Source organism: Neobacillus sp. 19, assembly GCF_049463095.1.
Taxonomy (GTDB): Bacteria; Bacillota; Bacilli; order Bacillales; family Cytobacillaceae; genus Neobacillus.
Genome location: NZ_JBMPZU010000048.1, coordinates 1 through 25,791, shown reverse-complemented (window position 1 = coordinate 25,791; position 25,791 = coordinate 1). Strand labels below are relative to the sequence as shown.

18 protein-coding genes, 17 tRNA genes and 2 rRNA genes are annotated in these 25,791 nt (G+C 40.4%); 5 read left to right on the top strand and 32 right to left on the bottom strand.

Annotation, left to right across the window (positions count from 1 at the left end; genetic code table 11):
• Positions 1 to 10 precede the first annotated feature (10 nt).
• Positions 11 to 205: a glucuronate isomerase gene (locus tag ACO1D1_RS15075; RefSeq protein WP_423336387.1), complete on the bottom strand. Its 195-nt coding sequence runs from the start codon at positions 203 to 205 to the stop codon at positions 11 to 13.
• A gap of 325 nt (positions 206 to 530) precedes the next feature.
• Here ACO1D1_RS15075 and ACO1D1_RS15070 point away from each other — a divergent pair, with 325 nt between their 5' ends.
• Positions 531 to 1,724, top strand: a complete 1,194-nt coding sequence (locus ACO1D1_RS15070) for an ROK family protein (RefSeq protein WP_423336386.1) — start codon at positions 531 to 533, stop codon at positions 1,722 to 1,724.
• Between the two features lie 60 nt (positions 1,725 to 1,784).
• Here the strand turns inward: ACO1D1_RS15070 and ACO1D1_RS15065 are convergent, their stop codons facing one another.
• From ACO1D1_RS15065 to ACO1D1_RS15055, 3 genes are all read right to left on the bottom strand, one after another.
• A complete protein-coding gene (locus ACO1D1_RS15065; protein WP_423336385.1) occupies positions 1,785 to 3,158 on the bottom strand; it encodes a glycoside-pentoside-hexuronide (GPH):cation symporter in 1,374 nt (457 codons plus the stop codon).
• Positions 3,159 to 3,573: 415 nt separating this feature from the next.
• Positions 3,574 to 4,989 (bottom strand): MFS transporter, encoded by a 1,416-nt coding sequence (locus ACO1D1_RS15060; protein WP_423336384.1) that lies wholly within the window; start codon positions 4,987 to 4,989, stop codon positions 3,574 to 3,576.
• Between the two features lie 249 nt (positions 4,990 to 5,238).
• Complete coding sequence (locus ACO1D1_RS15055) at positions 5,239 to 5,370, bottom strand: hypothetical protein (protein WP_263315298.1); 132 nt, start codon at positions 5,368 to 5,370, stop codon at positions 5,239 to 5,241.
• 174 nt (positions 5,371 to 5,544) lie between these two features.
• On the opposite strand from ACO1D1_RS15055, the gene ACO1D1_RS15050 reads away from it, so the two are divergent.
• The 3 genes from ACO1D1_RS15050 (at position 5,545) to ACO1D1_RS15040 (ending at position 9,302) form a co-directional block, all read left to right on the top strand.
• Positions 5,545 to 6,207: an FMN-dependent NADH-azoreductase gene (locus ACO1D1_RS15050; RefSeq protein WP_149869129.1), complete on the top strand. Its 663-nt coding sequence runs from the start codon at positions 5,545 to 5,547 to the stop codon at positions 6,205 to 6,207.
• Between the two features lie 168 nt (positions 6,208 to 6,375).
• Entirely contained in the window at positions 6,376 to 7,902 is a 1,527-nt protein-coding gene (locus ACO1D1_RS15045; RefSeq protein WP_423336383.1) for a diguanylate cyclase domain-containing protein, read from the top strand.
• Between the two features lie 416 nt (positions 7,903 to 8,318).
• Complete coding sequence (locus ACO1D1_RS15040) at positions 8,319 to 9,302, top strand: sensor histidine kinase (protein WP_223820912.1); 984 nt, start codon at positions 8,319 to 8,321, stop codon at positions 9,300 to 9,302.
• A 56-nt stretch (positions 9,303 to 9,358) separates the two neighbouring features.
• Here the strand turns inward: ACO1D1_RS15040 and ACO1D1_RS15035 are convergent, their stop codons facing one another.
• From ACO1D1_RS15035 to queG, 9 genes are all read right to left on the bottom strand, one after another.
• On the bottom strand, positions 9,359 to 10,090 hold the full coding sequence (locus tag ACO1D1_RS15035; RefSeq protein ID WP_149872625.1) for a CAP domain-containing protein: 732 nt from the start codon (positions 10,088 to 10,090) through the stop codon (positions 9,359 to 9,361).
• A gap of 433 nt (positions 10,091 to 10,523) precedes the next feature.
• Positions 10,524 to 11,246, bottom strand: a complete 723-nt coding sequence (locus ACO1D1_RS15030; protein ID WP_149869126.1) for a GntR family transcriptional regulator — start codon at positions 11,244 to 11,246, stop codon at positions 10,524 to 10,526.
• Positions 11,247 to 11,331: 85 nt separating this feature from the next.
• Entirely contained in the window at positions 11,332 to 12,072 is a 741-nt protein-coding gene (nagB, locus tag ACO1D1_RS15025; protein ID WP_423336382.1) for a glucosamine-6-phosphate deaminase, read from the bottom strand.
• Between the two features lie 2 nt (positions 12,073 to 12,074).
• Positions 12,075 to 13,247, bottom strand: a complete 1,173-nt coding sequence (nagA, locus tag ACO1D1_RS15020; RefSeq protein WP_423336381.1) for an N-acetylglucosamine-6-phosphate deacetylase — start codon at positions 13,245 to 13,247, stop codon at positions 12,075 to 12,077.
• Between the two features lie 217 nt (positions 13,248 to 13,464).
• Positions 13,465 to 14,631 (bottom strand): sporulation protein YhbH, encoded by a 1,167-nt coding sequence (gene yhbH, locus ACO1D1_RS15015; protein ID WP_149869123.1) that lies wholly within the window; start codon positions 14,629 to 14,631, stop codon positions 13,465 to 13,467.
• 249 nt (positions 14,632 to 14,880) lie between these two features.
• Positions 14,881 to 16,776 carry a PrkA family serine protein kinase gene (locus tag ACO1D1_RS15010; protein WP_149869122.1) on the bottom strand — a complete coding sequence of 632 codons (1,896 nt, stop codon included), beginning with the start codon at positions 16,774 to 16,776 and terminating at the stop codon, positions 14,881 to 14,883.
• A gap of 334 nt (positions 16,777 to 17,110) precedes the next feature.
• Positions 17,111 to 17,584, bottom strand: coding sequence for a tRNA (uridine(34)/cytosine(34)/5-carboxymethylaminomethyluridine(34)-2'-O)-methyltransferase TrmL (gene trmL / locus ACO1D1_RS15005; RefSeq protein WP_149869121.1), 474 nt, complete (start codon positions 17,582 to 17,584; stop codon positions 17,111 to 17,113).
• A gap of 70 nt (positions 17,585 to 17,654) precedes the next feature.
• Positions 17,655 to 18,533: an amidase domain-containing protein gene (locus tag ACO1D1_RS15000; RefSeq protein WP_423336380.1), complete on the bottom strand. Its 879-nt coding sequence runs from the start codon at positions 18,531 to 18,533 to the stop codon at positions 17,655 to 17,657.
• An 83-nt stretch (positions 18,534 to 18,616) separates the two neighbouring features.
• Positions 18,617 to 19,747: a tRNA epoxyqueuosine(34) reductase QueG gene (queG, locus tag ACO1D1_RS14995; RefSeq protein WP_149869119.1), complete on the bottom strand. Its 1,131-nt coding sequence runs from the start codon at positions 19,745 to 19,747 to the stop codon at positions 18,617 to 18,619.
• 110 nt (positions 19,748 to 19,857) lie between these two features.
• On the opposite strand from queG, the gene ACO1D1_RS14990 reads away from it, so the two are divergent.
• Positions 19,858 to 20,526, top strand: coding sequence for a B3/B4 domain-containing protein (locus ACO1D1_RS14990; protein ID WP_149869118.1), 669 nt, complete (start codon positions 19,858 to 19,860; stop codon positions 20,524 to 20,526).
• 81 nt (positions 20,527 to 20,607) lie between these two features.
• Here the strand turns inward: ACO1D1_RS14990 and ACO1D1_RS14985 are convergent.
• The 19 genes from ACO1D1_RS14985 to ACO1D1_RS14895 form a co-directional block, all read right to left on the bottom strand.
• Positions 20,608 to 20,681, bottom strand: a tRNA-Gly gene (locus ACO1D1_RS14985).
• A gap of 220 nt (positions 20,682 to 20,901) precedes the next feature.
• Positions 20,902 to 20,983: transfer RNA gene (locus tag ACO1D1_RS14980), tRNA-Leu, on the bottom strand.
• A gap of 21 nt (positions 20,984 to 21,004) precedes the next feature.
• Positions 21,005 to 21,090, bottom strand: a tRNA-Leu gene (locus ACO1D1_RS14975).
• A 40-nt stretch (positions 21,091 to 21,130) separates the two neighbouring features.
• Positions 21,131 to 21,204, bottom strand: a tRNA-Cys gene (locus ACO1D1_RS14970).
• An 8-nt stretch (positions 21,205 to 21,212) separates the two neighbouring features.
• Positions 21,213 to 21,287, bottom strand: a tRNA-Gly gene (locus ACO1D1_RS14965).
• A 4-nt stretch (positions 21,288 to 21,291) separates the two neighbouring features.
• A tRNA-Gln gene (locus tag ACO1D1_RS14960) sits at positions 21,292 to 21,366 on the bottom strand.
• Positions 21,367 to 21,389: 23 nt separating this feature from the next.
• Positions 21,390 to 21,465: transfer RNA gene (locus ACO1D1_RS14955), tRNA-His, on the bottom strand.
• Between the two features lie 11 nt (positions 21,466 to 21,476).
• A tRNA-Trp gene (locus tag ACO1D1_RS14950) sits at positions 21,477 to 21,550 on the bottom strand.
• A 9-nt stretch (positions 21,551 to 21,559) separates the two neighbouring features.
• Positions 21,560 to 21,644, bottom strand: a tRNA-Tyr gene (locus ACO1D1_RS14945).
• A 28-nt stretch (positions 21,645 to 21,672) separates the two neighbouring features.
• Positions 21,673 to 21,745 (bottom strand) — tRNA-Thr (locus ACO1D1_RS14940).
• Positions 21,746 to 21,764: 19 nt separating this feature from the next.
• Positions 21,765 to 21,840 (bottom strand) — tRNA-Phe (locus ACO1D1_RS14935).
• A gap of 8 nt (positions 21,841 to 21,848) precedes the next feature.
• A tRNA-Asp gene (locus tag ACO1D1_RS14930) sits at positions 21,849 to 21,925 on the bottom strand.
• A 3-nt stretch (positions 21,926 to 21,928) separates the two neighbouring features.
• Positions 21,929 to 22,002, bottom strand: a tRNA-Met gene (locus tag ACO1D1_RS14925).
• 24 nt (positions 22,003 to 22,026) lie between these two features.
• Positions 22,027 to 22,102 (bottom strand) — tRNA-Val (locus tag ACO1D1_RS14920).
• A 3-nt stretch (positions 22,103 to 22,105) separates the two neighbouring features.
• Positions 22,106 to 22,180: transfer RNA gene (locus ACO1D1_RS14915), tRNA-Glu, on the bottom strand.
• Between the two features lie 20 nt (positions 22,181 to 22,200).
• A tRNA-Ser gene (locus tag ACO1D1_RS14910) sits at positions 22,201 to 22,292 on the bottom strand.
• A gap of 8 nt (positions 22,293 to 22,300) precedes the next feature.
• Positions 22,301 to 22,375 (bottom strand) — tRNA-Asn (locus ACO1D1_RS14905).
• A 14-nt stretch (positions 22,376 to 22,389) separates the two neighbouring features.
• A 5S ribosomal RNA gene (gene rrf, locus ACO1D1_RS14900) occupies positions 22,390 to 22,506 on the bottom strand.
• Between the two features lie 131 nt (positions 22,507 to 22,637).
• A 23S ribosomal RNA gene (locus ACO1D1_RS14895) occupies positions 22,638 to 25,578 on the bottom strand.
• Between the last annotated feature and the right edge of the window lie 213 nt (positions 25,579 to 25,791).

Sequence of the window (25,791 nt, the reverse complement as noted above, 5' to 3'; positions counted from 1 at the left end):
AAACCGGTGCTTAAGTTGAACCCAACAACCTACAATAGGCGTTTTCGCATTTATCGTGAAACGCTTTCGCGTTTTTCGTGCGCCGCTTCACCCATACTTCTTGAGGATTTAAGTGACAATGGAAATCAAAGATTGGTGCTTTTGATGCTGCATTTTCATATAGTTTTACGGCTGTCTCCGAATTTAACAAAAAGTGTTGGTCCATAAATGCTTTCAAAGTATTCCTCTCCTTTTTCTTCGTTAATTATTATTTACAGCAGTGACTGTAACCCCTTACAGAAACAGGATAAAATATTTTTTAAATTTAATTTTATTTAATTTGTTTATTAAACAAATTAATAATACAATTACCATATCATGATTAGTTTGCTTCGTCAATTGACAATTTATGAATTAATTTAAATATGCTAAACCATGCTTGCCATTAGCTGTTATAATAGTAGTAGATTGTTTGAAAGGGAAACGCCGATTGGCGTGTCCCTGGGATAGGATAGTATCCTTTCCTATCCGTTTAGAAATGGAGGATAAGAATGGTTACCGGTGATGCGGCTTATATAAAAAAAATTAATCGCTCCTTAATTATCCGAGAAATTGTAAAAGAAGGAATGATTTCAAGAGCAGACTTATCGAAGGTTACTGCTCTAACACGAGCAACGATCTCAGCACAAGTAGCAGACTTACTAGATGAAGGATTAATTGTCGAAACACAACTAGAGCATAATCATGTCGGCCGGAAGCCAATCATGCTATCTTTAAACGGACAAGCTGGGTATGCACTTGGAATTGACTTGGATTATGGTCAACTATCTTTTACCCTATCTAATCTTCTAGGTCAGCCTATTTCTTCCACTACTATTGAAATAGATACTACAGACTACTATGAGATTCTGCATCTCCTAATGGAGCAGATTCAAAAATACAGATCTGAGTGTACAGACAGCCGTTACGGAATTGTTGGAATTGTCATTGCTATTCACGGCCTTGTCGCTAGAGACGAACTTGTTCATTATGTCCCAAAATTCAAGTGGCATGATGTCCACTTAAAAAATGATTTAGAAAAAGTGCTGGGCATCAATATTTATCTTGAAAACAATGCGAATCTTTCCGCTTTTGCCGAGAGAGTTTTTGTTCACCATGAAACGAATAATCTTTTATGTGCTACTCTTTACTCCGGAATTGGTCTTGGGATGATGATGAACAGCGAATTTTTTCGCGGCCATGACGGGTACGCAGGTGAAGCTGGTCACATGATTATCATGCCAGGTGGGAAGCCGTGCAATTGCGGAAACAATGGATGCTGGGAAAAGTATGCCTCAGAATCAAGCATCTTTGAATATCTTTCTGAAACAAGAAAGATTAAGAATCTTACCTATGAACAAATTCAAAAATGGCTTGATGAAGGTGACGAAGAGGTACACGAGTTGCTGGAGCAACTAATTTACTACCTTTCAATTGGGTTAAATAATATGATTAATATGTACAATCCAGACGTACTTGTTTTGGATAGTGAATTGCTGCGGATGTATCCGAACTCTTTGGATAAAATCAGTAAAAACTTACATTCCTCCATCAGCCACTATCGCGAACTATTGATCTCGTCAATTGGGAAAAAATCCAGTGGTCTTGGAGCATGCGCACTTGCTATTAAACATTTTCTTGATGTCCCAATGCTGAATTTATCTTATGAAGTACAAACCTCAGAAAATGAAAGCGCAATCAGCTGATTTGAATTTATTTTAAAAAAAGAACCTCCAATAGCTGCTGCTATTAGGAGGTTCTTTTCATTATGCACTTTTTAAACTGTTAGAAGCTCTTGTTTTCAATTCTTCTACAATTTTATTGTAACGATCGTCTGATAAATTATAAACAACAATTAAAATGACACATGCAATCAAGTTAAATCCTGCCGGAATAAGGAACATCAAGCCTTTTATCCCCAAAAGGGTATCAGCAGTTTGCTGTACATTTGGAACATAGCCAATCAATCCAAGGGCAACACCAGGAATAAACCCGGCAAGTGCTTGTGCAAGCTTACGGAAGAAGCTGTAAGAAGAATAAACAACACCCTCAGTCCGTTCTCCTGTCTTCCATTCGTGATAATCAATTGTATCTGCCACCATAACCCACGGTAAACCAAGTGCAAAGCTTAATCCAAAACTTCCGATTGAAAGTAAGGTAAGGAAGGTTGGAACACTTGCTGGCAGAACAAAGTTCAATGCGTCTGCAACGATGCCAATGATAAGGCCTATAATGAATGTTTTTTTCTTGCCAAACTTTTTAACAAATGTTGGAATAAAGAATGAACCAACAACAGCAATTCCTACACTAGTAAATGAAAGTAATGCCATAAGACCTGTATTATTTAAATTATATTGTAAGTAGTAAAGCTGTACAGCGGTGCGAAGGTTACTTGCTGCCACCATAAATAAACAAACAAAACAAAGAGCAATTAATGGTCTATTACTTAATAATAATTTAAATAAACGTGACATTGGAATTTTATCTTTACCTGTTTTTGGTTGACCAACAACATTTTCTGTTGTATTGCGATAGCAAATATAGTGGAAGATTACACCGGCAACAGCCATAATTGCGATTCCTACTGCATATCCAGTTTTTACATTTTCAAAATGTGATATGATTGGGATTACAGTCATCCCCGAAATTAACAAGGCAAATTGGCTGCCAATCGCTCTAAATGATCCAAGGGAAGCACGGTCTACCGAATCCTGGGTCATGGAAGCTGCAAGCGATCCGTAAGGGATATTAACAATAGAGTAAGCAAGGCCAAAAAGCATATAAGTGATAAAAGCAAAGGCTATTTTGCCGCCGCCCGAAAAGTTTGGAGCAGTAAACGAAATAATAGTCATAACAGCTAGTGGAATGGAACCAAATAATAGGAACGGCCGGAACTTACCACGTTTCCCTATTTTCCGTTTATCAACAAAGGCGCCAACACTTGAATCGGCAAACGCATCAAAAATTTTCGAAATTAAAAATACTAAACCTCCCCAATAAGCTGAGATCCCCAAAACGTCTGTATAAAACTTAAGCAAATAAATTTGCCCCATATCAAACATGAATCCGTTACCAACATCACCCAAACCATAGGAGACTTTTTCTTTTAAAGTTAATTTCTTTGCGCTATTACTTTCCATGAAACTGCGCTTCCTTCCTTTTCTAAGTTGGTGTAATTTTCCACCTGTAATCCTTTTCAAAACTAGTTAAACCGATTACATTTACCTATAATATAAAACACATAGTTAATTTGTTTAATGAACTAACTAATTAATTTACATTAGTAGAATACCACCAACGATATTATTCGTCAATAAATTTTGTAAGCGGTTATCTTTGAAAATTATACCGCTTTTGGAATTTATACTTTTTTATCTCTGTTAAAATAAAGGCTCTGTTAAATTTATTGTTGATTTTGTACCACTGTTGATTGGAGCGGCTGTAGCAGAAATCAACAGCCATGCTTAACAGAGCCAAAATAAAAAAACCCGATCACCATTTTCATGAGTAATCGGGCCTGCCGTGAGTGAATCATATTAGATTCAAAAATGTGGTTTAGTTTTGTATCTTTCTTCTTTCAGCCAAATCAGTGCTTAATTGAAGTGTACGTTTCTTATTCAAAGGATATAAGAAAACTAAAATTAAGAAAATCACAGCAAGTATGATTGCTGGCACTAAAGTACCTAGTGTATGAATCCCTTGTAAAGCTTCTTGAGTTTGAGTTGCAGATGTTGAGTTATAACCGACTGCTGCAATCGCAACACCGCCGATTCCACCTGCAATAGCCTGCCCCACTTTACGAGCAAAGGAATAGATTGAGTAAACAGTACCATCTTCGCGTAAGCCAGTTAAATATTCATGATAATCGATTACGTCTGTAACAAATGCCCAAACAACCAAGTTAAAGAAAGCGTATCCAAACATTGCTACTGTTAATATTCCAATAAATTGATTTTCATGTAAGTTTGGTAAGAAGTATAAAAGCGCATAAACAACAGTTGAAAGTAACAGCCCAGCTGCCGCGGTTTCTTTTTTACCAAATTTCGCTACTAACGGCTTTACCATCGGCATTGCAACAAAGACAGTAGCGGTTTGTAATAGTCCAACCATACTTAATGCCTTTGCGTTTCCAAAATAATCTTTAAACAAATACACGTTGACTGCACCAATCATCATAAAACAGACCATGAAAGTAAGCGATGCGATAAGAATCCACATTAATGGTTTATTTTTTCCAAGACCTTTAACAGTCTTTCCGAAATTTACCTTTGGCTTGTCATTTTCATCAGCAACAATCCGTTCAGTAGTCATTTTATAACATGCCATATAACAAGAAATTGATAGAAGTCCGAAAATAATAGCACCCAATAGGAATTGGTTGGCATCTGCTTTATTGTCAACAAACAAAATTAATGGTCCGACTACATTAATGATTAATCCAGCTAAGTTTGCACCTAACGTTCTAAAAGTAGATAAAGTTGTACGTTCAACAGGATCATTCGTAATTACAGAAGCCATTGAGCCATAAGGAATATTTACCGTACTATATAGTGTTCCCCATACAATATATGTGACAAAAGCCCAGGCTAGATAAAATCCATTAGACATACCTGGAATATGAACAAACATTAACACACCTGAGACTACAAGCGGGAAAGACATTCTGAAAATCCACGGTCTAAACTTGCCATTTTTTCCAGGCTTCCTTGTATCAATAAAACGGCCCCAAGTAACATCCGCTACAGCATCCCATAAACGGGCAACTAAAAAGAGTATGCCAACAGTTGCTGCACTAATATGGAAAACATCTGTATAGTAAACCATTAAGAATGAACTTACGAGAATGAAGAAGAAATCATTTCCCCAATCACCAAACATATAGCCTAGTTTATCTTTCATACCAAAAGGACGTACAGCACTACCACCCGTATTTGTTGCTCCAGTTTCAAATTTTCTAGCAGGTTGACCCATTCTTTTCCCCTCCATTGATAAGCTGTATTTAGGAGCTTCCCCCTATAATTCGCCTAATTTCTCTAATTTTCAATCTTGTAAACCCTTCCAAACACATTTAAAAAAAACTCTCTTTCCAACTCGAGATTGGTTTATAATTCCATTAATTTGTTTATTAAACTTACAAATTAATTTGTAAACTTAGAATACCATCCATTTTTTTATTCGTCAACCATTTTTGTAAGCGCTAATATAAAAAAATTTAGAATATTATTCCTTCTTTTGATGATTAGCGTCGGCTGACCTTCCTTCAATGATTACACGATCAATATCAAGGTACGGTTTGCCGATAATTGCCTCATTTGTAACAATCTTTACTGTTTCTTTCTTTTTTTCTCTCATTAAATCAAACCTCCATTTTTTTATAGTTTGTGCAAATTTTTAATTGTTAGCCCTGTATCATGGTCAAACGTCACTTAATGTTCAAGATTTTCACCGATTGTTCAATATTGAGCATGCAGAACTTTTCTATAATGAATATAACGAACTACAATTACATAGATGGGTTGTGTTGAAATGGAAAAGTTGCTTTATATAACAGCGAATCCAAAAGGTCTGGAGAAATCAAAAGGAATGCAAATTGGTGAAGCATTTCTTGATGCTTTTCAACAGGTACGCCAAGACGTAAAGATAAAGAAAATGGATTTGTTTACTTTGGATTTTCCACAAATGGACGCTGATTTAGTATCAGCAAGAGGAAAGTTGGCTGGATACGGATATACAATGGAACAATTATCAGATGTAGAACGAGAAAAAATCTTAAAAATGCATGCACTTACTGATGAGTTTATTACGTATGATTATTATGTTTTTGTGTCACCTATGTGGAACTTAAGCTCTCCTGCCATTTTAAAGGCCTTCCTTGATAATTTATTTGTATCGGGAAAAACTTTTGCACACACTCCGGGTGGACCGAAGGGGCTGCTTTCAAATAAAAAGGCAGTCCATATCCAAACAAGAGGCGGACAATATACCGGCACCCCAATGCAGGAATTGGAATCCGGCGACCGCTATTTAAAAATTGCCCTCCGCTTCTTGGGGATTGATGTGATGGACACAGTCATTGTGGAAGGATTTGACCTTAATCCACAAAAAGTACCTGAAATACTAGCAAAGGCCAAAAAAGCTGCCAGCCTGGCTGCTAAAGAATTAGCGAATGGCATTGCAGTTCAAATGTGATGAATGATTGGAAAAGCTTCCCCCAACGGAAGCTTTTTTATTTTCACATTGTTTTACTTTCTGACTTTGTAAAAATTATCAAATTCATAGTATAATTGGTATGCTTTTATTTATTCAACTATTGCCAATAGGATAATCGACTTTTATTACTTTATCAGGAGAATTTACATGCTAAAAGATTTTGTCTCAAATGCTGCACTCTTAATTGCTTCCTTTTCAATGATGGGAGTAGTTTTTAAGGATAAACCATTACACGTTTCTTCGCCCTTAACATCAAGACTCTATTGGGGGCTTAGTTTTGGGATATTAGGAAATATTTTAATGTTGTTTAGTATTCAAGTTAGTTCAAACATCATTGCGGATTTACGCCATTTGGCTATTGTCATTCCAGCCGCATTCGGCGGTTATTTACCAGCCCTCATAGCTGCTTCTCTAATTGCAATAGGAAGAATCATCTTTTTTGGCTTTAGTCAGGCTTCCATCCTTCCATCTGTCGGTGCACTACTCATTGGTATACTATGTGGTGTCATCTCAAAATTAAAGATTCATAGTACTTTAAAGGCTTTTATCATGAACCTGATTGGATTACTTATTATTTCAACCATCTTCATCGTAAGAATTGATGATTTCCATATTTTAAAAAATGTGTTAACCCTACATTATCTTATTTCAATGATTGGAGGATTTATTGCTTATCATTTTTTTGTGTTTGTAGTGGATTCAAATAAAGCACATAATCAGTTAAAAGAAAGTCTATTAAAATTAAAAGAGACAGAAGAACGTTTTCGATTAATAGCAGAATACTCCAGTGACATGATTACCATGCACAATGAAAAATCGGAGTATATCTACATTTCACCAGCTGTGGGCGAAATCATCCATTTTGAGTATCCAGAACTATTAGGGAAAAAAATGGAGAATTTTATTCATACCGATGATCTCGAGCGTATACATGAGATGTTTTTAAAAGCGCTTCATGATGGTGTTGCTGAGTGTACTTATCGTTATCGTTTGAAGGCTGGGGGCTATGTTTGGATCGAATCAACGCTAAAAAGTGTCCATTTTCAAGAAAATGGCAGTAAACGCGTCATTATTGTTTCCAGAAATATCACCGAACGAAAACAAACCGAACAAAAATTACAAGAAGCAAATGAACTGCTCAATCGTCTCTCCTATATGGATGGTTTAACAGGGATTTCAAATAGGAGATATTTCGATGAGGCCCTTGAGCAAGCATGGTCAGACTCTTCATCCTTACAATCACCCGTATCCTTGATCATGTTCGACATTGATTATTTTAAAAAATACAATGATACCTATGGGCATCTAACAGGAGACTTTTGCTTACAGACCATTGCCCAAGCCATAAAAGAATTATTTTCAGAGAATTCAGGCTATACCTTTTGCCGTTATGGAGGAGAAGTATTTGCCCTAATCTTACCTGGTACCAGTATAGAGGCTGGAATGAATGTGGCGCAAACTATTCAAAAGACAGTGCAGAAACTTAAAATTCCCCATATTAGTTCAGAAATTGCTGATACTGTCACCTTAAGTATTGGGTTAGCCACGTTGATACCCTTAGCATCGTCAAACCCGCAAACATTAATAAAAGCGGCTGATTCTGCCCTTTATGATTCTAAAACAAAAGGCAGGAATACTGTTTCAATTGAATCCATAGAAACAAGGAAGGCCTAATATAGTGCCTTCCTTATTTTCGGCAAATATCTAAACAAAATTTATATACTTTCTAAATATTTAGCGAATTTTGTTGTAACTTGTGGAAAATACATGTAAAATTTCCCTATCAGGCCTTTTGGATGGTGATAGAAATGGAAATTACGAAGCACCTTTTCTTAAATCTCTCCCTTTTGATTATACTTCTTCTGATTTGTTTGATATTTTTGGAAAAAAATAATAAATTCACCCTTTCTAAACCCTCCATTATATTTTTTTTTATTGTAACATTATGGTTATCTATTCAATTTTCCTATAACCCGGTTCCCTCTGCCAGGTTCGATTTAAGGATCATTCCTTTGGTTCTGGGGGGGCTATATGTTGGAATTGGCCCCATCCTTGGTGTAACAATTATTCTTTTGAGGGGCTTTTATGGTTTGGATTTAGGGTTCCTCCTTACACTTGTCCTTTATTTACCAATTTCTTTTATACTGCTTAAATTATATCCATGGTTTTTAAAATTGGCTCCCGAACGCCGAATCCTTGTTACCGTTTGTATGGGAATGATCCTTGGGGTTATAACAGTCTTTGGAATGAGTTTTTATTTTTCTGATTCCATTCAATTTGATGCTTGGTTTGCCTACCTTTTCATCCCATCATTTGGGATTGGAATTATTTCATATGGAATTGAATTTGTTCGAAAAAACAATCAAATGCAACAACAGTTGATTAAGGCAGAAAAATTGAAAGCAGTCGAACAAATGGGAGCCGCAATTTCACATGAAATTCGCAATCCATTGACCGCTGCCAGCGGGTTTGTTCAACTTTTACAGGATGATTATCTTTCAAGGCAAAAAAGAAAAGAATACTTATCCATTGTGAAGGAGGAATTACATTCTGCAGAAAAAGTCATTCAGGATTATTTGACCTTCGCGAAACCATCCTTGGAGACATTAGAAGAACTGAATGTAAAAAGTGAACTCCGGCAAATTATTAATATCCTTCAGCCTTTGGCGAATCAGAATTCAGTTGAAATTATTACAGATTTTTCTGTAATAGGGTTTATAAAGGGCGACGTACAAAAATTCCGTCAGTGTTTTGTAAATGTGATAAAAAATGCAATTGAATCAATGCCTTCGGGCGGGTATTTAACCCTTTCAACGGAATTTAGCCAAAACTACGTAACCATCAAAGTGAAGGATACAGGAGTTGGGATGACACCTGAACAACTTGAACGATTAGGGGAACCCTTCTATTCTACAAAAGGAAAAAAGGGAACGGGTCTCGGCATGATGGTTGTATATAGTATTATCCGTGCAATGGATGGTTCGGTCTGGGTAGAAAGTGAAGTCGGAAAAGGCACAACCTTCCTTTTTGAATTTCCTACCATTACATCCATCCTAAAAGCCGGCAGATCCTAGTCATCTGCCGGCTTTTAATTGTTTAGCTCCAGTGCCAAAGGACGCTTCTACTTTTCTTATTTTCCAATAAACATTTGTGTCCAGTGTTTTCCAGTATCTTCAAATCCTACCCCGATATGAGTAAAATTTGAACTTAAAATGTTTTTACGATGTCCTTCACTGTTCATCCAAGCAGTTACGACCTCTTGTGGGGTCCGTTGCCCTTGAGCGATATTTTCGCCCGCAGATTTATAGGTTACACCAAAATCTCTCATCATGTCGAATGGCGACCCATAAGTTGGGCTTGTATGTGAAAAGTAATTTTTTTGCTGCATATCCAATGATTTTTTTTGGGCAACGCCATTTAGCTGTGAATCAGCTTTTAAAGCTGGAAGCCCGTTTTTACTTCGCTCGGCATTTGTCAGGTCGATTACCTGCTGCACATACTTACTCACTGCTCCTGTGGCAGGTGCATTATTTTTCGGCTGTGCCGCTGGTTTTGGTGCCGGTTTTGTCTTTTGCTGTGCCGGTGTCACAGGCTGGGTCTGTTTTGGTGCTGGTGCCGCCGGTTGTGTTTGCTGTGGTGCCGGTGCCGGTGCCGCTGGTTGTATTTGCTGTGGTGCTGGTGCCGGCGTTGGTGCATTTCCAGTCGGTTTTTGCTGCTGTATAAACGGCTGCGCCTGCTGGATTAGCCAATTTCCTTGTCTAGGGTCGATGCGGATATACTGATATTTGGCGTCTTGGATTAATACCGCTCTCGTATGTGGATATTGATCACTGTTTAAAGTTGTTTGATATGCGGAAATCATATCCCGATTATTTTTTCTAACCTTTTTTCGATCATTAAACAGATTTGCATCGAGATCACTTTCACTATTGTTCCGATTTGTATAATCCTCTGTTAGGAGACCATTGTGATCAATCCCGTCATCTCTTCCATTTCGAACATCAAGAAAATGGTTATCCCTGTCCGTTGTATTCATCCCTACCTGGTCGGTCGTCTGATCATTTATTTGATCATTATTATTGTTATTACAAGCAGCAAGTCCCACTGTTAGGATAGCTGTTACAATTAACCCAACTGGTTTTTTTATCAATTGAAAACCCCCCTTTTTAAAAACTCTCTTGCCTTCTTATTTTTCATTTTTTCAGGGAAGTTATTAATGGTAATATCCGTTATGGATAAAAAAAGCCTTGAAAGTAAAAAAACAGACGCCATCGCATCTGTTTTTTTACAATTCTTCATCGTTTCATTTGTATCAAAAATTTATAACGGTCCGCACGGAAAACAGATTTTACATATTCTACAGGCGTGCCGTCACCTAAATAGGCAGTCCTTTGAATATGCATAACAGGAGCACCGCTCACAATATTTAATAATTCCGCTTCATTTTGACTTGCGATCGATGACTCAATAACCTGTGAAGCACTTTCGATTCGCAAGTTCAAATTTGCTTCGATATATTCGTAAAGAGAATGGACCGTAATTTGTTCCGTAAGCCCTGTTATTAAGGCTGTTGAAAAATAATTAGTTTCTATTGCCATTGGCACATCATCTGCTAAACGAATCCTCTGTATTTCATAAACAGCTGCGGATTCCGGAATGTTTAATTGATCGGCAATCTGAATACCAGCAGGAATAATTTCAAACTTCAGAAGCTGACTCCCAGGAGTAAGACCTCTCGCTCTCATATCTTCAGTAAAGCTTGTTATTCCTTGCAGAGGCTGTTCAATTTTCCTCTCAGCAACATAGGTTCCCTTCCCTTGAAACCGATATAAATAACCTTCATTCACTAGCTGGGTAAAGGCCTGTCTAACTGTCATCCTGCTGATTTGGTACTTCTCAGCATATTCCCTTTCAGGAGGAAGAGCATCGCCAGGCATTAATTCACCCTTTTCAATTAACCCTTTAATGTGCTCCTCAAGCTGATAATATAGTGGTATGGGGGAATTTTTGTTTAACATTCTCCTTACTTTCACCCTTCTATTTTAACTTTAATATGACAGGCTTTCATTTTTTCGATTCTGTCATTGGGGGATGAAAAATGGATTATTGACGATGAGTCTTTAAGCCTGAAACTGCTGCTTTATCAGCAATAATTGTGACACTCGGATGGTTTTTCAACACAGAGGCAGGAAAACTTTCAGTTACATCCCCCTCCAAAAGTTTACTCATTGCATCGTTCTTTGTTTCACCCGATACTAAAAGCAGAATTTCTTTGCTTTTCATAATAGTAGAAATTCCCATTGTAATGGCTTTTGTTGGTACATCTTCAATGCGCTCAAAGAACCTTGCGTTTGCCTCAATTGTGGAAGGAGCAAGTTCGATTACATGTGTTTGAGATGTAAAGGACGTCCCCGGTTCATTAAATCCAATATGGCCATTGCTGCCAATCCCAAGAACTTGCAAATCAACTCCTCCTGACCCCGCAACCAATGATTCATAACAGGTACATTCTTCTTCGTTGTCTTGATTGGTTCCGCTCGGAACGTTAGTGTTGTTTTTATCAATATCAATATGATTAAATAGTTTTTCATCCATAAAGAATCGATAGCTGTTTGCATCATCACCTGCGAGACCAATGTATTCATCCAAATTAAATGTAGTTACATTTCGATAAGAAGTTCCATGTTCCTTATGGTCTTCAATTAACTTGTTGTATGTTCCTACAGGTGTTCCACCAGTAGCAAGTCCTAATTTAATGCTAGGATTTTGACGAACCTTTTCAATAATATACTCTGCTGCTTTCTGACTCATCTCTGTGTAATCCTTCACTTCAATTATTTTCATCGTTAGTTTTCCTCCCTTTTATACGAAAGTGTTCCACGGCAAAATGTCAAAGAGACATTCATATTCTCATCAAGAATCACGATATCTGCATCCTTCCCCACAGCAATGCTTCCCTTTCTATCAAATACATTCAACTGCTTTGCCGGATTAACGGATGCCATTTCAATTGCTTCCTCAAGTGAACAACCTGTGTATGTCAGCATATTTTTTACGGCATGTCCTAGTTTTAAAATACTGCCGGCAAGCGTTCCATCAGCAAGGACTGCCTTTCCATCTTTAACGGTAACTTCTTGCCCGCCAAGGTCATACATCCCATTTTTCAAGCATTTCGCGCGCATAGAGTCAGTAATTAAAATTAAACCTTCACTCTGTTTATTTTTGTATGCCAGGTTTACCATATCCGGATGAACATGAACACCGTCTACGATAATTTCTGCTTTTAATTCTTTTCGTAAAAAAGCAGCCCCCACTACACCTGGTTCACGATGATGCAGCCCTCTCATTTGATTGAAAAGATGGGTTACGTGATTAGCCCCTGCCTCAATGGCTTCGTCAACCTGTTCAAAGGTTGCATCCGTATGACCGATAGAGGCAATAATACCATTTTCCTTGAGGAAGCGGATCATTTCCAATCCACCCGGCTGCTCTGGTGCCAGTGTAACAAGTTTTATTGTTCCACCGGACAACCTCTGCCACTCTTTAAATAATCCGAGATCAGGATCAACAATATGCTGAATTGGCTGGGCTCCTGCTTTTTCGGCATTTACAAATGGCCCTTCAAGATGCAGTCCAAGGATTTCGGCCTTTCCGTTAGATGACTGCGTTTCAATATACTCTGCGGCATTAAGTAAAGCATGTTCTATTTGTTTTCCTTCTTGGGTCATTGTAGTGGCTAAGAAACTTGTAGTCCCTTCTTTAGGCAGTGCAGCAACCATTGTATCTAATGCTTCCTTCGTTCCATCCATAGTGTCCGCGCCATTAACACCATGGATATGCACATCAATAAAACCTGGAACTGCCTGACAATGGGGAGGAATCTCAATCACCTCAAAACCCTCTTCGGTCTCTAGGTCTTCCAATGTACCAAGTTCTGCTATTTTTTCATCTTTTAATTTTATATATCCATTTTCAATTATTTTATCTTCTGAATAAATTCGAATACCTTTAAGTAACATAGGATTAACATTATGGACCATCTTTCAATTACTTCCTTTCCGAAACTATCTTCATTTTACCTTTTAAAAGTATAGTTGTCTATACCAATTAATATTTGTAAAGATAGGCTTTTATCTTCATTCATTTTTTCCATCATTCCTTTAATAAAATTCTTTCCTATTTTCAATTTTTACATCCATAAATGAAATCGACAGGCACGTAGTCCTGTCGATTTGGTTAAGCATATAATTTTGATTCTTCGTTTTGAAAAAAGCTTTTCATCGCATGGAACACATCAGCTTTTTGTTTAAGAATATAATACCGGAAATGTTCATCCTTGATGTTCTTATATGCGGACATTAAGGTCGAGTGGCGATTATATTGATTGACTTCCCCATAGCCAAACATATTTGATACCTTCATTAATTCTTCTACAAGCTTCACACAACGGGCATTATCCGATGTAAGATTGTCACCGTCTGAAAAGTGGAATGGATAGATGTTGAACTTTCGTGGATTGTATTTTGCCTCAATAATCTCTAGAGCTTTGCGGTATGCAGATGAACATATGGTTCCACCGCTTTCTCCTTTTGAGAAGAAATCTTCTTCTGAAACGACTTTTGCCTCTGTATGGTGCGCGATAAACTCTATTTCAACTGTTTCATATTTTGTTCTCAAAAAGCGTGTCATCCAAAAGAAAAAGCTGCGGGCCATATACTTTTCCCAAATACCCATACTGCCGCTCGTATCCATCATCGCAATGACGACCGCTTTCGAATCCGGTTTAACCACTTCATTCCACGTCTTAAATTTCAGATCGTCTTTATAAATAGGGTGGAATGCTGGTTTCCCGCTCATGGCATTACGTTTGAAAGCAGACATCATGGTCCGTTTTTTATCAATGTTCCCCATTAATCCTGTTTTTCTAATATCGTTGAATTCAATATTTTCAACGAGATGCTCTTGTTCCTCTTTTTTCTTTAAATTCGGAAGTTCTAATTGCTTAAATAATGCCTCTTCGAGCTCCATTAATGACACTTCTGCTTCAAAATAATCTTCTCCGGCCTGGTCCCCTGCCCCTTGGCCTTTACCGGGACCCTTTTGTCCGCTGGAACCGTCACGTGCTACTACATCCCCGACTTGACTGTCACCGTCACCCTGGCCCACGTGTTTGTTTTTGTCATAATTATAACGAATCTTATATTCGTCCAATGAACGAATCGGAATTTTTACCACATCTCGACCATTAGACATAATTATGCTCTCTTCTGTAATTAAGTCTGGAAGATTGTTGCGAATTGCCTCCTGGACTTTTTCCTGATGCCGTACTTGGTCATCGTGGCCTTTGCGGTGGAGGGACCAATCTTCTCGAGAAATCACAAATTGATGGTTATCGGTTGACATTCCAAACCCCTCCTTATGAAATTAATTAGACTACATTGCACACTTTTTTAGCAGCTACATAAGATAACGCGAGTGAAAAAAGTCATATAAAGTATAGATTACTTTATCCTATGCAGAGATAAAGAATAATTTACAAATAATTTCGACAATTGGTTTATCGCCTATGAAATTGGACGAGGTTTAACAGATTGAAAAAAATAGACTGACAGATACTTTCTGTCAGTCCTCCTATTTTAATTCTACCCCTCATTATCTATTTAATAAGCTTCCAACATACCTTAATAATTCATTTGCCGATGTTGAATTATATCCATGTTCATCAACTAAACGAGCAACAACATCGTTGATTTTCTTTAATTGCTGTTCATCTGGTGTTTTTGAAGAAGTCGTAATCTTGACAACATCCTTAAGATCTGCAAACAGTTTCTTCTGGATGGCCTCTCTTAGGCGGTCATGCGAATTATAATCAAACCTTTTCCCTTTTCTTGCAAAGGCGGAAATGCGGATTAAAACTTCTTCTCTGAAAGCTTTTTTCGCATTTTCAGAGATGCCAATTTGTTCTTCAATCGACCTCATTAATTTTTCATCCGGATTAATTTCTTCTCCTGTCAGAGGATCTCGAAGTTTAGCTTTATTACAATACGCTTCCACATTATCAAGATAATTGTCCATGAGCGTTTTAGCAGACTCTTCATACGAATAAACAAACGCCTTTTGAACTTCCTTCTTTGCAATATTATCATACTCTTTTCGTGCTAAAGAGATATAATTCATATATCGGTCGCGCAGTTCAGCGGTAATGGATGGATGTTGGTCAAGCCCGTCTTTTAATGATCTTAATACGTCTAATGCGTTAATGGAAGGTACTTCCTTGCGAATAATCGTCGAGGAAATACGGTTAATCACATAACGCGGATCAATTCCGCTCATCCCTTCATCTGGATACTCGCGTTTAAGTTCCTCTACATCAGCTGTATTAAAGCCCTCTACACTCTCTCCATCATAAAGACGCATTTTTTTCAGTAAATCAATATCACCCTTTTTTGGTTCCTTTAAGCGTGTTAAGATGGTAAACATCGCCGCCACTTTTAATGTATGTGGGGCAATATGAACATCTGAAACATCACTTTCGTTAATCATCTTTTCATATATTCGTTCTTCCTGTGAGGCCTTTAAGTTATATGGAATCGGCATAACGATAATTCTGGAATGAAGTGCTTCATTTTTCTTGTTGGAAATAAAGGAACGGTATTCTGTTTCATTTGTGTGCGCGACAATGAGCTCGTCAGCGCTTATTAAGGCAAACCTTCCTGCTTTAAAGTTTCCTTCTTGGGTTAAAGATAGCAGGTGCCAGAGGAATTTCTCATCACATTTTAACATCTCCTGGAACTCCATCATCCCGCGGTTCGCTTTATTAAGCTCACCATCGAAACGGTAGGCACGGGGATCTGATTCAGAACCAAATTCGGCAATGGTGGAGAAATCAATACTTCCTGTTAAATCAGCGATATCCTGAGATTTTGGATCGGATGGACTGAACGTTCCGATGCCTGTTCGTTTATCCTCAGAGAAGAAAATTCTTTCTACTAAAACATCTTCAATTCTGCCCCCGTATTCCTTCTCAAGGCGCATCATATTAAGCGGCGAAAGATTTCCTTCAATCCGGATACCATACTCCTCATGGAAATCAGCACGCAAATGATGGGGAATTAAGTGCAGTGGATCCTCGTGCATTGGGCAGCCTTTGATGGCAAAAACAGAGCCTCGATCGGTATGCGAATAACCTTCTAATCCCCTCTTTAACATCGTAACAAGTGTAGATTTCCCGCCGCTGACTGGCCCCATTAACAATAAAATCCGTTTCCTGACATCCAGCCTTTTGGCTGCTGGATGAAAATACTCTTCAACAAGCCTCTCCAATGATTCTTCTAATCCAAATAATTGATTGCTAAAGAATTTGTACTTCTTCGTCCCTTTTACTTCTTCAATTCCAGCATCCTTGATCATATTATAAACTCGAGAATGTGCAGATTGTGCTACCCATGGCTTTTCCTTTAACAACAATAAGTAATCGGCAAATGAACCTTCCCAACGCAGTTTTTCCTCTTCTTCACGAAACATCTCGATTTTTTTTAGAATATCCATATATACCCTCCCCCTGTAGCTTAATCAGAGACGATTAATATACTCTATGCACTTAATCCTTTGAACATGCGTAACCATATTGCGTTACCATCTATCTTTTTTATTTTAATAAAAGGAATATTGCACTTTTCATTTCTTAAAGATAGGCTATAATAAAACTATATGTTTAACATGAAAAATCGGATAAATTAAGGAGGACATTACATATCATGAATACTTTCATCGTTGTTTTAGTCATGATCGCATTCTTAGCGGCTATCTTCACTGCAGGTTATAACGACAAACCGGGAACAAATAAATAATAAAAAAAGGCTGCCGATTGTGGCAGCTTTTTTTATTTTAAATGCGCAAAATTTTGCTGGCGTAATGCTTCGTAAATGAGAATAGCAGCAGTATTGGACAAATTTAAGGAACGAATATTTTCAGTCATCGGAATTCTCAAGGCCGTTTCTTTATTATTTTCAATTACGTCCTTTGGAAGACCTGTTGTTTCACGTCCAAAAATAAAATAATAATCTTTTTCCGAATGACTATAATCAAAGCTGCTGTATTGTTTTTCACCAAATTTCGTAATATAGAAAAATTCCCCGCCGGCATTCTTCTCATAAAACTCTTTTAATGAATCATAGTAAGCAATATTTACATGTTCCCAATAATCCAATCCAGCTCTTTTCAACATCTTGTCATCCGTGGAAAAACCTAACGGACGGATTAAATGTAAAGCCGTATCGGTTCCTGCACACGTGCGGGCAATATTCCCTGTATTAGATGGTATTTGTGGTTGATATAGCACTACATGTATTGACACGAATTTCACCTCGAATAAAAACGTCTACAGGCAATTATACCACTTTCATTAATCCATACAAATACAAAACTCAGTTATCAATGATGGTATAAAACCGATATTTAATATTTGGAGTATATGCGGAGGAATCTTCATATGCCCAGTAGCGCATCCGGCTATTGTAGGTATTAGCATTCACTAAGGGCATGCCATACGCATCCCTTCCAGTAACAATTGTGTTATGATTAAACCTGCCGTCGCCCTCAAAGTCATAGCAAATAACGTCTCCTAATATCAGCTGGTCTGGGCTGCTGACTTCTCTTGCTCTGAGGCCGCTTTTAGAATTGCCTAAATAGTTTTTAAGAGAATGCGCCACTGCCCAGCTATAGCTCCAATTCGTTCGTTGGTACCACCAGCCATTCCCGCGGTTCGGATGTCCTCTCATCGGTGCCTCACCCGCCCTGAGACATTGAGATATATAATTGGTACAGTTATTTTCAAATTTTTGAAAGGCAGGATTATAGGTATTCCACCAGCGCTCTGCGTATTGAACCGCTTTTAAGCGGTTATATTCATAGCTAATCCGCTCTTCTCGGTCTTCTATTTCCGGTACAATCACTTCCTGAGCGGGTTCTTGATGTTGCATCGGCGTTATTATTTCCTCATCCATAACTAAAGCGCCTTTATAAAACTTAGCAATTCTTTCTTCAATTTCTTCTTCAAGATATAGCTGACCCTTCTGTTTAATTAAATATTGATAATGGGCGTTGTATTTAATCATTTTAAATTCATCTTCTACCGATTCCTCAACGATGTTTCCTAAAGCTTTCACTTTAACAATTTCTGCCGACCTTTTCGCTGCTGCTGCCTGTTTCTTTTCTGCCTTCGGAAAAAACAGCTTACTGCCCCTATTTTCCGATACAAATAAATCTACCCTTTTTTCAAAAAGATCTTGAAGTAATTCACGCATGGTCTTGACCCTCCTCTCTTTTTATACATATGAGGGTAAGCGGGATTTAATATAAAAAAAGAGCAAAACGGTTTGCTCTTTTCTTATTGGAAAAAACTTAATGCTTTATTAATTTCTTCAAGAACCTCAGTATCAGCTTCATTTTCTTTGGCTGTTAAAAGGGCAGTTAATGCCTTGGCGCTGCCAATTTTCCCTAATGCCCATGCAGCCGTTCCCCTTGCAACGGGACTTACTTCTTTTACTAAAACCTCAGTTAATTCAGGAATAGCCGTTTCATCTTTAAAATGGCCAAGTGCAATCATCGCATTCCGCTGAATGGGTTTCTTTCCTCTCCATGAACCCGAGACATAGCCGAACTTATTTTTAAATTCGCGGTTGCTTAGCGATAAAATCGGCTTTAACAGGGGCTTGGCTACTTCAGGGTCGGGCTCCATTTCCGAGTGAAAATAAAAGTTTTTCCCTTTGTTATGCGGACATGCAGTCTGACAGGAATCACAGCCGTAAACACGATTCCCAATCTTTTCCCGAAACTCATCAGGAATAAATCCTTTTGTCTGTGTTAAAAATGATATACAGCGCTGAGCGTTAATTTGCCCGCCTTGGACTAAAGCACCTGTAGGACAGGCATCTAAACACTTTGTGCAAGACCCGCATTGGTCCTCTATTCGTGTGTCCGGTTCAAACGGAATACTTGTTATCATTTCTCCTATATATACGTAGGAGCCAAATTCCGGTGTAATAATGGCACAGTTTTTTCCGCTCCAGCCAATTCCGGCTCTTTCAGCAACTGCCCGGTCTGATAGCTCCCCAGTATCAACCATTGATCTTAACCGGGCATCAGGGATATTAGAGATAATAAATTCTTCCAGCCTTTTCAACCGGTCCCGAAGAATATGATGATAATCTAGCCCCCAAGAGGCTCTGCTGAATATCCCTCTCCGCTCACCCTTCCTGCCTTCCTTCCGTTCCTTCATTTTTGATGGATAAGCGAGGGCAATCGAAATAATTGAGCGAGGCTCTTCAAGCAGCAATGAGGGTGTAACTCGTTTCTCGATATCCGGCTCCTCAAATCCTGATTGATAGCCAAGAGCCTGCTGTCTAATTAAACGATTTTTTAATTCATCGAATGGATCTGCTGTAGTGAACCCGATTTTATCAATGCCAATCTCTTTACTGAAGGCAATAAGTTCAGTTTTTAATCTATTTACATCCATTTCAATTCCCTCCTTTCCAAAATACTTCGTCTATTTTAAAGTTGATAAGATTATTAGCTGCACATCTAATTATGATAAACTATTTTTAATGAAATTTGGAGGTGGAATCGTTGGAAATTCAACTTTCAACGGAAATAATCGAGCAAATTCCCGGCTTTAAACTTGGGGTAATTGAATACAGAAATATCACAGTAGGAGATTCACCACAAATGCTTAAGGGCAGACTGCAGCTTTTTCAAGAGTCGATTTATTTTGATTTAGAAAACACTAATGTAACAGACCTTCCGGGCTTACAAGAATGGCGCAACGTATTTAAACAGACTGGTAAAGATCCAAATCGCTACCGTCCCTCTGCAGAAAGCTTATATAGACGGGTACAATCGCAAAATTATCTTTCTTCGGTGCAAAGTGCTATTGATATCAATAATTTTTTTTCACTTCAGTATCAAGTGCCGATTGGAATTTATGACCTTGATCTTATCCAAGGGTCAGTTGAAATACGAATTGGTAAAGCCGGCGAGGAGTACATAGGATTAAACGGGAGGAAAAATTCTTTAGATCGATTACTTTTGGCCGCTGATCAAGAGGGACCTTTTGGCAGCCCGTTTGTCGATTCAGAACGAACACCCGTAAAATATACTACGAAAAATGCTTTACAAATCATTTATTTACGGCCATCAACCGATATCGAAAATGCTGAAAAGCTGACACTTTCATTAATGGACATGTTTTTACAAATTCATGGCGGGGAAGGTACATTTCATATTCTTGAATGCTAGAAGGCATCCTTTTTTAATGTAATGAAAAAACGCAATGCATCGTTCTCCTATGTAACGATACACTGCGTTAGTTAATATGTATGGAGCGGGTGATGGGAATCGAACCCACTACATCAGCTTGGAAGGCTGAGGTTTTACCAGTAAACTACACCCGCATGTTTTGATTAAATATGACAAATTGATGAACTGACTGTTATTATAATACACACAATTCTTCCATACGTCAAGTAGCTTCATCGAAATTTGTCGATTTTTTTCACTTTACTAAACAACGCTTCTTTATGTTTTTTCTTCTGCGAATTGTCCATCATACGAATAAAAAACAAAAAAGGTTTTCTACATGGTATGTGAAAAACCTTTTTATCATCGAATTGATACCGGTGGTCGGGGTCGAACCGACACTCCTCACGGAACACGATTTTGAGTCGTGCGCGTCTGCCAATTCCGCCACACCGGCGTATTAAGATGTTTGAAGCAATGCCGAGAACCGGAATCGAACCGGTACGGTAGTCACCTACCGCAGGATTTTAAGTCCTGTGCGTCTGCCAGTTCCGCCACCCCGGCAAAAATCAATTACTTATTTTAATCCATGAAAGATAAAATTTGGAGGCGGCAACCGGATTCGAACCGGTGGTAAAGGTTTTGCAGACCTCTGCCTTACCACTTGGCTATGCCGCCGTATATTTTGGAGCGGAAGACGGGATTCGAACCCGCGACCCCCACCTTGGCAAGGTGGTGTTCTACCACTGAACTACTTCCGCAGAATGGCTGGGCTAGCTGGATTTGAACCAACGCATGTCGCAGTCAAAGTGCGATGCCTTACCGCTTGGCTATAGCCCAATGATAATAATAAAATATTTTTATGGGGCGACTGATGGGAATCGAACCCACGAATGTCGGAACCACAATCCGATGCGTTAACCACTTCGCCACAATCGCCACAATATGATTGGCAGGGGTAGTAGGAATTGAACCCACACCAAAGGTTTTGGAGACCTTCGTTCTACCTTTAAACTATACCCCTATAAATAAATGGTGGAGGGGGACGGATTCGAACCGCCGAACCCGGAGGGAGCGGATTTACAGTCCGCCGCGTTTAGCCACTTCGCTACCCCTCCACTATAATATGTTATTGTCAGCTTAAGGTGCCGACGAGAGGAATTGAACCCCCAACCTACTGATTACGATTCAGTTGCTCTACCAATTGAGCTACATCGGCAATCAATTAAATGAATAAATGGTGGCTCAGGACGGAATCGAACCGCCGACACAAGGATTTTCAGTCCTTTGCTCTACCGACTGAGCTACTGAGCCACTCTAAATGGCGGTCTGGACGGGACTCGAACCCGCGACCTCCTGCGTGACAGGCAGGCATTCTAACCAACTGAACTACCAGACCAAATTGCGGGGACAGGATTTGAACCTGCGACCTTCGGGTTATGAGCCCGACGAGCTACCGGACTGCTCCACCCCGCGATAATAATAATAATTAGAGCATTATGGTGGAGGATGACGGGATCGAACCGCCGACCCTCTGCTTGTAAGGCAGATGCTCTCCCAGCTGAGCTAATCCTCCAAATGGTGACCCCTACGGGATTCGAACCCGTGTTACCGCCGTGAAAGGGCGGTGTCTTAACCGCTTGACCAAGGGGCCATATTGTTACAATGTTTTTATGGCGGAGAGCAAGGGATTTGAACCCTTGAGACAGGGTTACCCGCCTACACGATTTCCAATCGTGCTCCTTCGGCCACTCGGACAGCTCTCCAACAAAAATGGCTCCGCAGGTAGGACTCGAACCTACGACCGATCGGTTAACAGCCGATAGCTCTACCACTGAGCTACTGCGGAATAATATGATTACAGCCTGGCAACGTCCTACTCTCACAGGGGCGCATGCCCCAACTACCATCGGCGCTGAGAAGCTTAACTTCCGTGTTCGGTATGGGAACGGGTGTGACCTTCTCGCCATTGTTACCAGACTATTTTATCGACACTATTTTATTATAATGTCTTTTTCATATTTTTCAAGAGGAAATTTAATTTTTTTCATTCCCTCAAAACTAGATAATGCAGAAGAAGTTTTTGTAAAAACGAGTTCAACCAATTTGAAATGGTTAAGTCCTCGATCGATTAGTATCAGTCAGCTCCACATGTCGCCATGCTTCCACCTCTGACCTATCAACCTGATCATCTTTCAGGGATCTTACTAGCTTGACGCTATGGGAAATCTCATCTTGAGGGGGGCTTCATGCTTAGATGCTTTCAGCACTTATCCCGTCCGCACATAGCTACCCAGCGATGCCTTTGGCAAGACAACTGGTACACCAGCGGTGCGTCCATCCCGGTCCTCTCGTACTAAGGACAGCTCCTCTCAAATTTCCTGCGCCCACGACGGATAGGGACCGAACTGTCTCACGACGTTCTGAACCCAGCTCGCGTACCGCTTTAATGGGCGAACAGCCCAACCCTTGGGACCGACTACAGCCCCAGGATGCGATGAGCCGACATCGAGGTGCCAAACCTCCCCGTCGATGTGGACTCTTGGGGGAGATAAGCCTGTTATCCCCGGGGTAGCTTTTATCCGTTGAGCGATGGCCCTTCCATGCGGAACCACCGGATCACTAAGCCCGACTTTCGTCCCTGCTCGACTTGTAGGTCTCGCAGTCAAGCTCCCTTGTGCCTTTACACTCTACGAATGATTTCCAACCATTCTGAGGGAACCTTTGGGCGCCTCCGTTACTCTTTAGGAGGCGACCGCCCCAGTCAAACTGCCCACCTGACACTGTCTCCCACCCCGATCAGGGGTGCGGGTTAGAATTTCAATACAGCCAGGGTAGTATCCCACCGACGCCTCCACCGAAGCTAGCGCTCCGGCTTCTCAGGCTCCTACCTATCCTGTACAAGCTGTACCAAAATTCAATATCAGGCTACAGTAAAGCTCCACGGGGTCTTTCCGTCCTGTCGCGGGTAACCTGCATCTTCACAGGTACTATAATTTCACCGAGTCTCTCGTTGAGACAGTGCCCAGATCGTTACGCCTTTCGTGCGGGTCGGAACTCTACCCGACAAGGAATTTCGCTACCTTAGGACCGTTATAGTTACGGCCGCCGTTTACTGGGGCTTCGATTCAGAGCTTCGCTTGCGCTAACCCCTCCTCTTAACCTTCCAGCACCGGGCAGGCGTCAGCCCCTATACTTCGCCTTGCGGCTTCGCAGAGACCTGTGTTTTTGCTAAACAGTCGCCTGGGCCTATTCACTGCGGCTCTTCAGGGCTATGAACCCTAAAGAGCACCCCTTCTCCCGAAGTTACGGGGTCATTTGCCGAGTTCCTTAACGAGAGTTCTCTCGCTCACCTTAGGATTCTCTCCTCGCCTACCTGTGTCGGTTTGCGGTACGGGCACCTTGAATCTCGCTAGAGGCTTTTCTTGGCAGTGTGGAATCAGGAACTTCGGTACTAAATTTCCCTCGCTGTCACAGCTCAGCCTTTACGGTGAACGGATTTTCCTATTCACCAGCCTAACTGCTTAGACGCGCATATCCAACAGCGCGCTTACCCTATCCTCCTGCGTCCCCCCATCACTCAAACGATTCATAGGTGGTACAGGAATATCAACCTGTTGTCCATCGCCTACGCCTTTCGGCCTCGGCTTAGGTCCCGACTAACCCTGAGCGGACGAGCCTTCCTCAGGAAACCTTAGGCATACGGTGGATGAGATTCTCACTCATCTTTCGCTACTCATACCGGCATTCTCACTTCTAAGCGCTCCACCAGTCCTTACGGTCTAGCTTCAACGCCCTTAGAACGCTCTCCTACCACTGACACCAACGGTGTCAATCCACAGCTTCGGTGATACGTTTAGCCCCGGTACATTTTCGGCGCAGAGTCACTCGACCAGTGAGCTATTACGCACTCTTTAAATGGTGGCTGCTTCTAAGCCAACATCCTGGTTGTCTAAGCAACTCCACATCCTTTTCCACTTAACGTATACTTTGGGACCTTAGCTGGTGGTCTGGGCTGTTTCCCTTTTCGACTACGGATCTTATCACTCGCAGTCTGACTCCCACGGATAAGTCTTTGGCATTCGGAGTTTGTCTGAATTCGGTAACCCGATGAGGGCCCCTAGTCCAAACAGTGCTCTACCTCCAAGACTCTAACAACGTGAGGCTAGCCCTGAAGCTATTTCGGAGAGAACCAGCTATCTCCAAGTTCGATTGGAATTTCTCCGCTACCCACACCTCATCCCCGCACTTTTCAACGTGCGTGGGTTCGGGCCTCCATCCAGTGTTACCTGGCTTCACCCTGGACATGGGTAGATTCACCTGGTTTCGGGTCTACGACCACATACTCAAACGCCCTATTCAGACTCGCTTTCGCTGCGGCTCCGTCTCTTCAACTTAACCTTGCATGGATCGTGACTCGCCGAGTTTAATTCTACAAAAGGCACGCCATCACCCATAAACGGGCTCTGACTACTTGTAGGCACACGGGTCCAGGAACTATTTCACTCCCCTTCCGGTGCTGTTCACCTTTCCCTACCACGGTACTGGTTCACTATCGGTCACTAGGGAGTATTTAGCCTTGGGAGATGGTCCTCCCTGCTTCCGACCGGATTTGGCACGCGTCCGGCCGTACTCAGGATCCACTCAGGAGGGAACGAAGTTTCAACTACAGGGCTTTTACCTTCTCTGGCTGACCTTTCCATCTGCTTCATTTACCCCGTTCCTTTGGACAATTCACTGTTGAGTGTCCTACAACCCCAAGAGGCAAGCCTCTTGGTTTGGCTATGTCCCGTTTCGCTCGCCGCTACTTAGGGAATCGCGTTTGCTTTCTCTTTCCTCCGGGTACTTAGATGTTTCAGTTCCCCGGGTAACGCCTTCATACCCTATGTATTCAGGTAAAGATACTGTTCCATTACGAACAGCGGGTTTCCCCATTCGGAAATCTCCGGATCAAAGCTTACTTACAGCTCCCCGAAGCATATCGGTGTTAGTCCCGTCCTTCATCGGCTCCTAGTGCCAAGGCATTCACCGTGCGCCCTTTCTAACTTAACCTAAAAAGGTTTATAACTCTTATTCAATAAGAGAGAAAAACTAAAATGGCGATTACTCGATGTTTACTTTGCTTCTTGTACGATTATCTAGTTTTCAAGGACAAAAGTCTTGAGAGAATTGCTCCCTCAAAACTAAACAAACAAGAAACGTCAACCTTATTATCAGTCCAAAAGGACTGCATTATCCTTAGAAAGGAAGGTGATCCAGCCGCAC

What these genes read in the sequence shown, in the direction of transcription:
- nagA (WP_423336381.1), bottom strand. Translation starts at nt 13,247, where the DNA reads ATGTTACTTAAAGGTATTCGAATTTATTCAGAAGATAAAATAATTGAA.
- ACO1D1_RS15050 (WP_149869129.1), top strand. Translation starts at nt 5,545, where the DNA reads ATGGAAAAGTTGCTTTATATAACAGCGAATCCAAAAGGTCTGGAGAAA.
- ACO1D1_RS15045 (WP_423336383.1), top strand. Translation starts at nt 6,376, where the DNA reads ATGCTAAAAGATTTTGTCTCAAATGCTGCACTCTTAATTGCTTCCTTT.
- queG (WP_149869119.1), bottom strand. Translation starts at nt 19,747, where the DNA reads ATGGATGTAAATAGATTAAAAACTGAACTTATTGCCTTCAGTAAAGAG.
- yhbH (WP_149869123.1), bottom strand. Translation starts at nt 14,631, where the DNA reads ATGTCAACCGATAACCATCAATTTGTGATTTCTCGAGAAGATTGGTCC.
- ACO1D1_RS15010 (WP_149869122.1), bottom strand. Translation starts at nt 16,776, where the DNA reads ATGGATATTCTAAAAAAAATCGAGATGTTTCGTGAAGAAGAGGAAAAA.
- ACO1D1_RS15055 (WP_263315298.1), bottom strand. Translation starts at nt 5,370, where the DNA reads ATGAGAGAAAAAAAGAAAGAAACAGTAAAGATTGTTACAAATGAGGCA.
- ACO1D1_RS15060 (WP_423336384.1), bottom strand. Translation starts at nt 4,989, where the DNA reads ATGGGTCAACCTGCTAGAAAATTTGAAACTGGAGCAACAAATACGGGT.
- ACO1D1_RS15070 (WP_423336386.1), top strand. Translation starts at nt 531, where the DNA reads ATGGTTACCGGTGATGCGGCTTATATAAAAAAAATTAATCGCTCCTTA.
- ACO1D1_RS15030 (WP_149869126.1), bottom strand. Translation starts at nt 11,246, where the DNA reads ATGTTAAACAAAAATTCCCCCATACCACTATATTATCAGCTTGAGGAG.
- nagB (WP_423336382.1), bottom strand. Translation starts at nt 12,072, where the DNA reads ATGAAAATAATTGAAGTGAAGGATTACACAGAGATGAGTCAGAAAGCA.
- ACO1D1_RS15065 (WP_423336385.1), bottom strand. Translation starts at nt 3,158, where the DNA reads ATGGAAAGTAATAGCGCAAAGAAATTAACTTTAAAAGAAAAAGTCTCC.
- ACO1D1_RS15000 (WP_423336380.1), bottom strand. Translation starts at nt 18,533, where the DNA reads ATGCGTGAATTACTTCAAGATCTTTTTGAAAAAAGGGTAGATTTATTT.
- ACO1D1_RS15075 (WP_423336387.1), bottom strand. Translation starts at nt 205, where the DNA reads ATGGACCAACACTTTTTGTTAAATTCGGAGACAGCCGTAAAACTATAT.
- ACO1D1_RS15035 (WP_149872625.1), bottom strand. Translation starts at nt 10,090, where the DNA reads ATGATTTCCGCATATCAAACAACTTTAAACAGTGATCAATATCCACAT.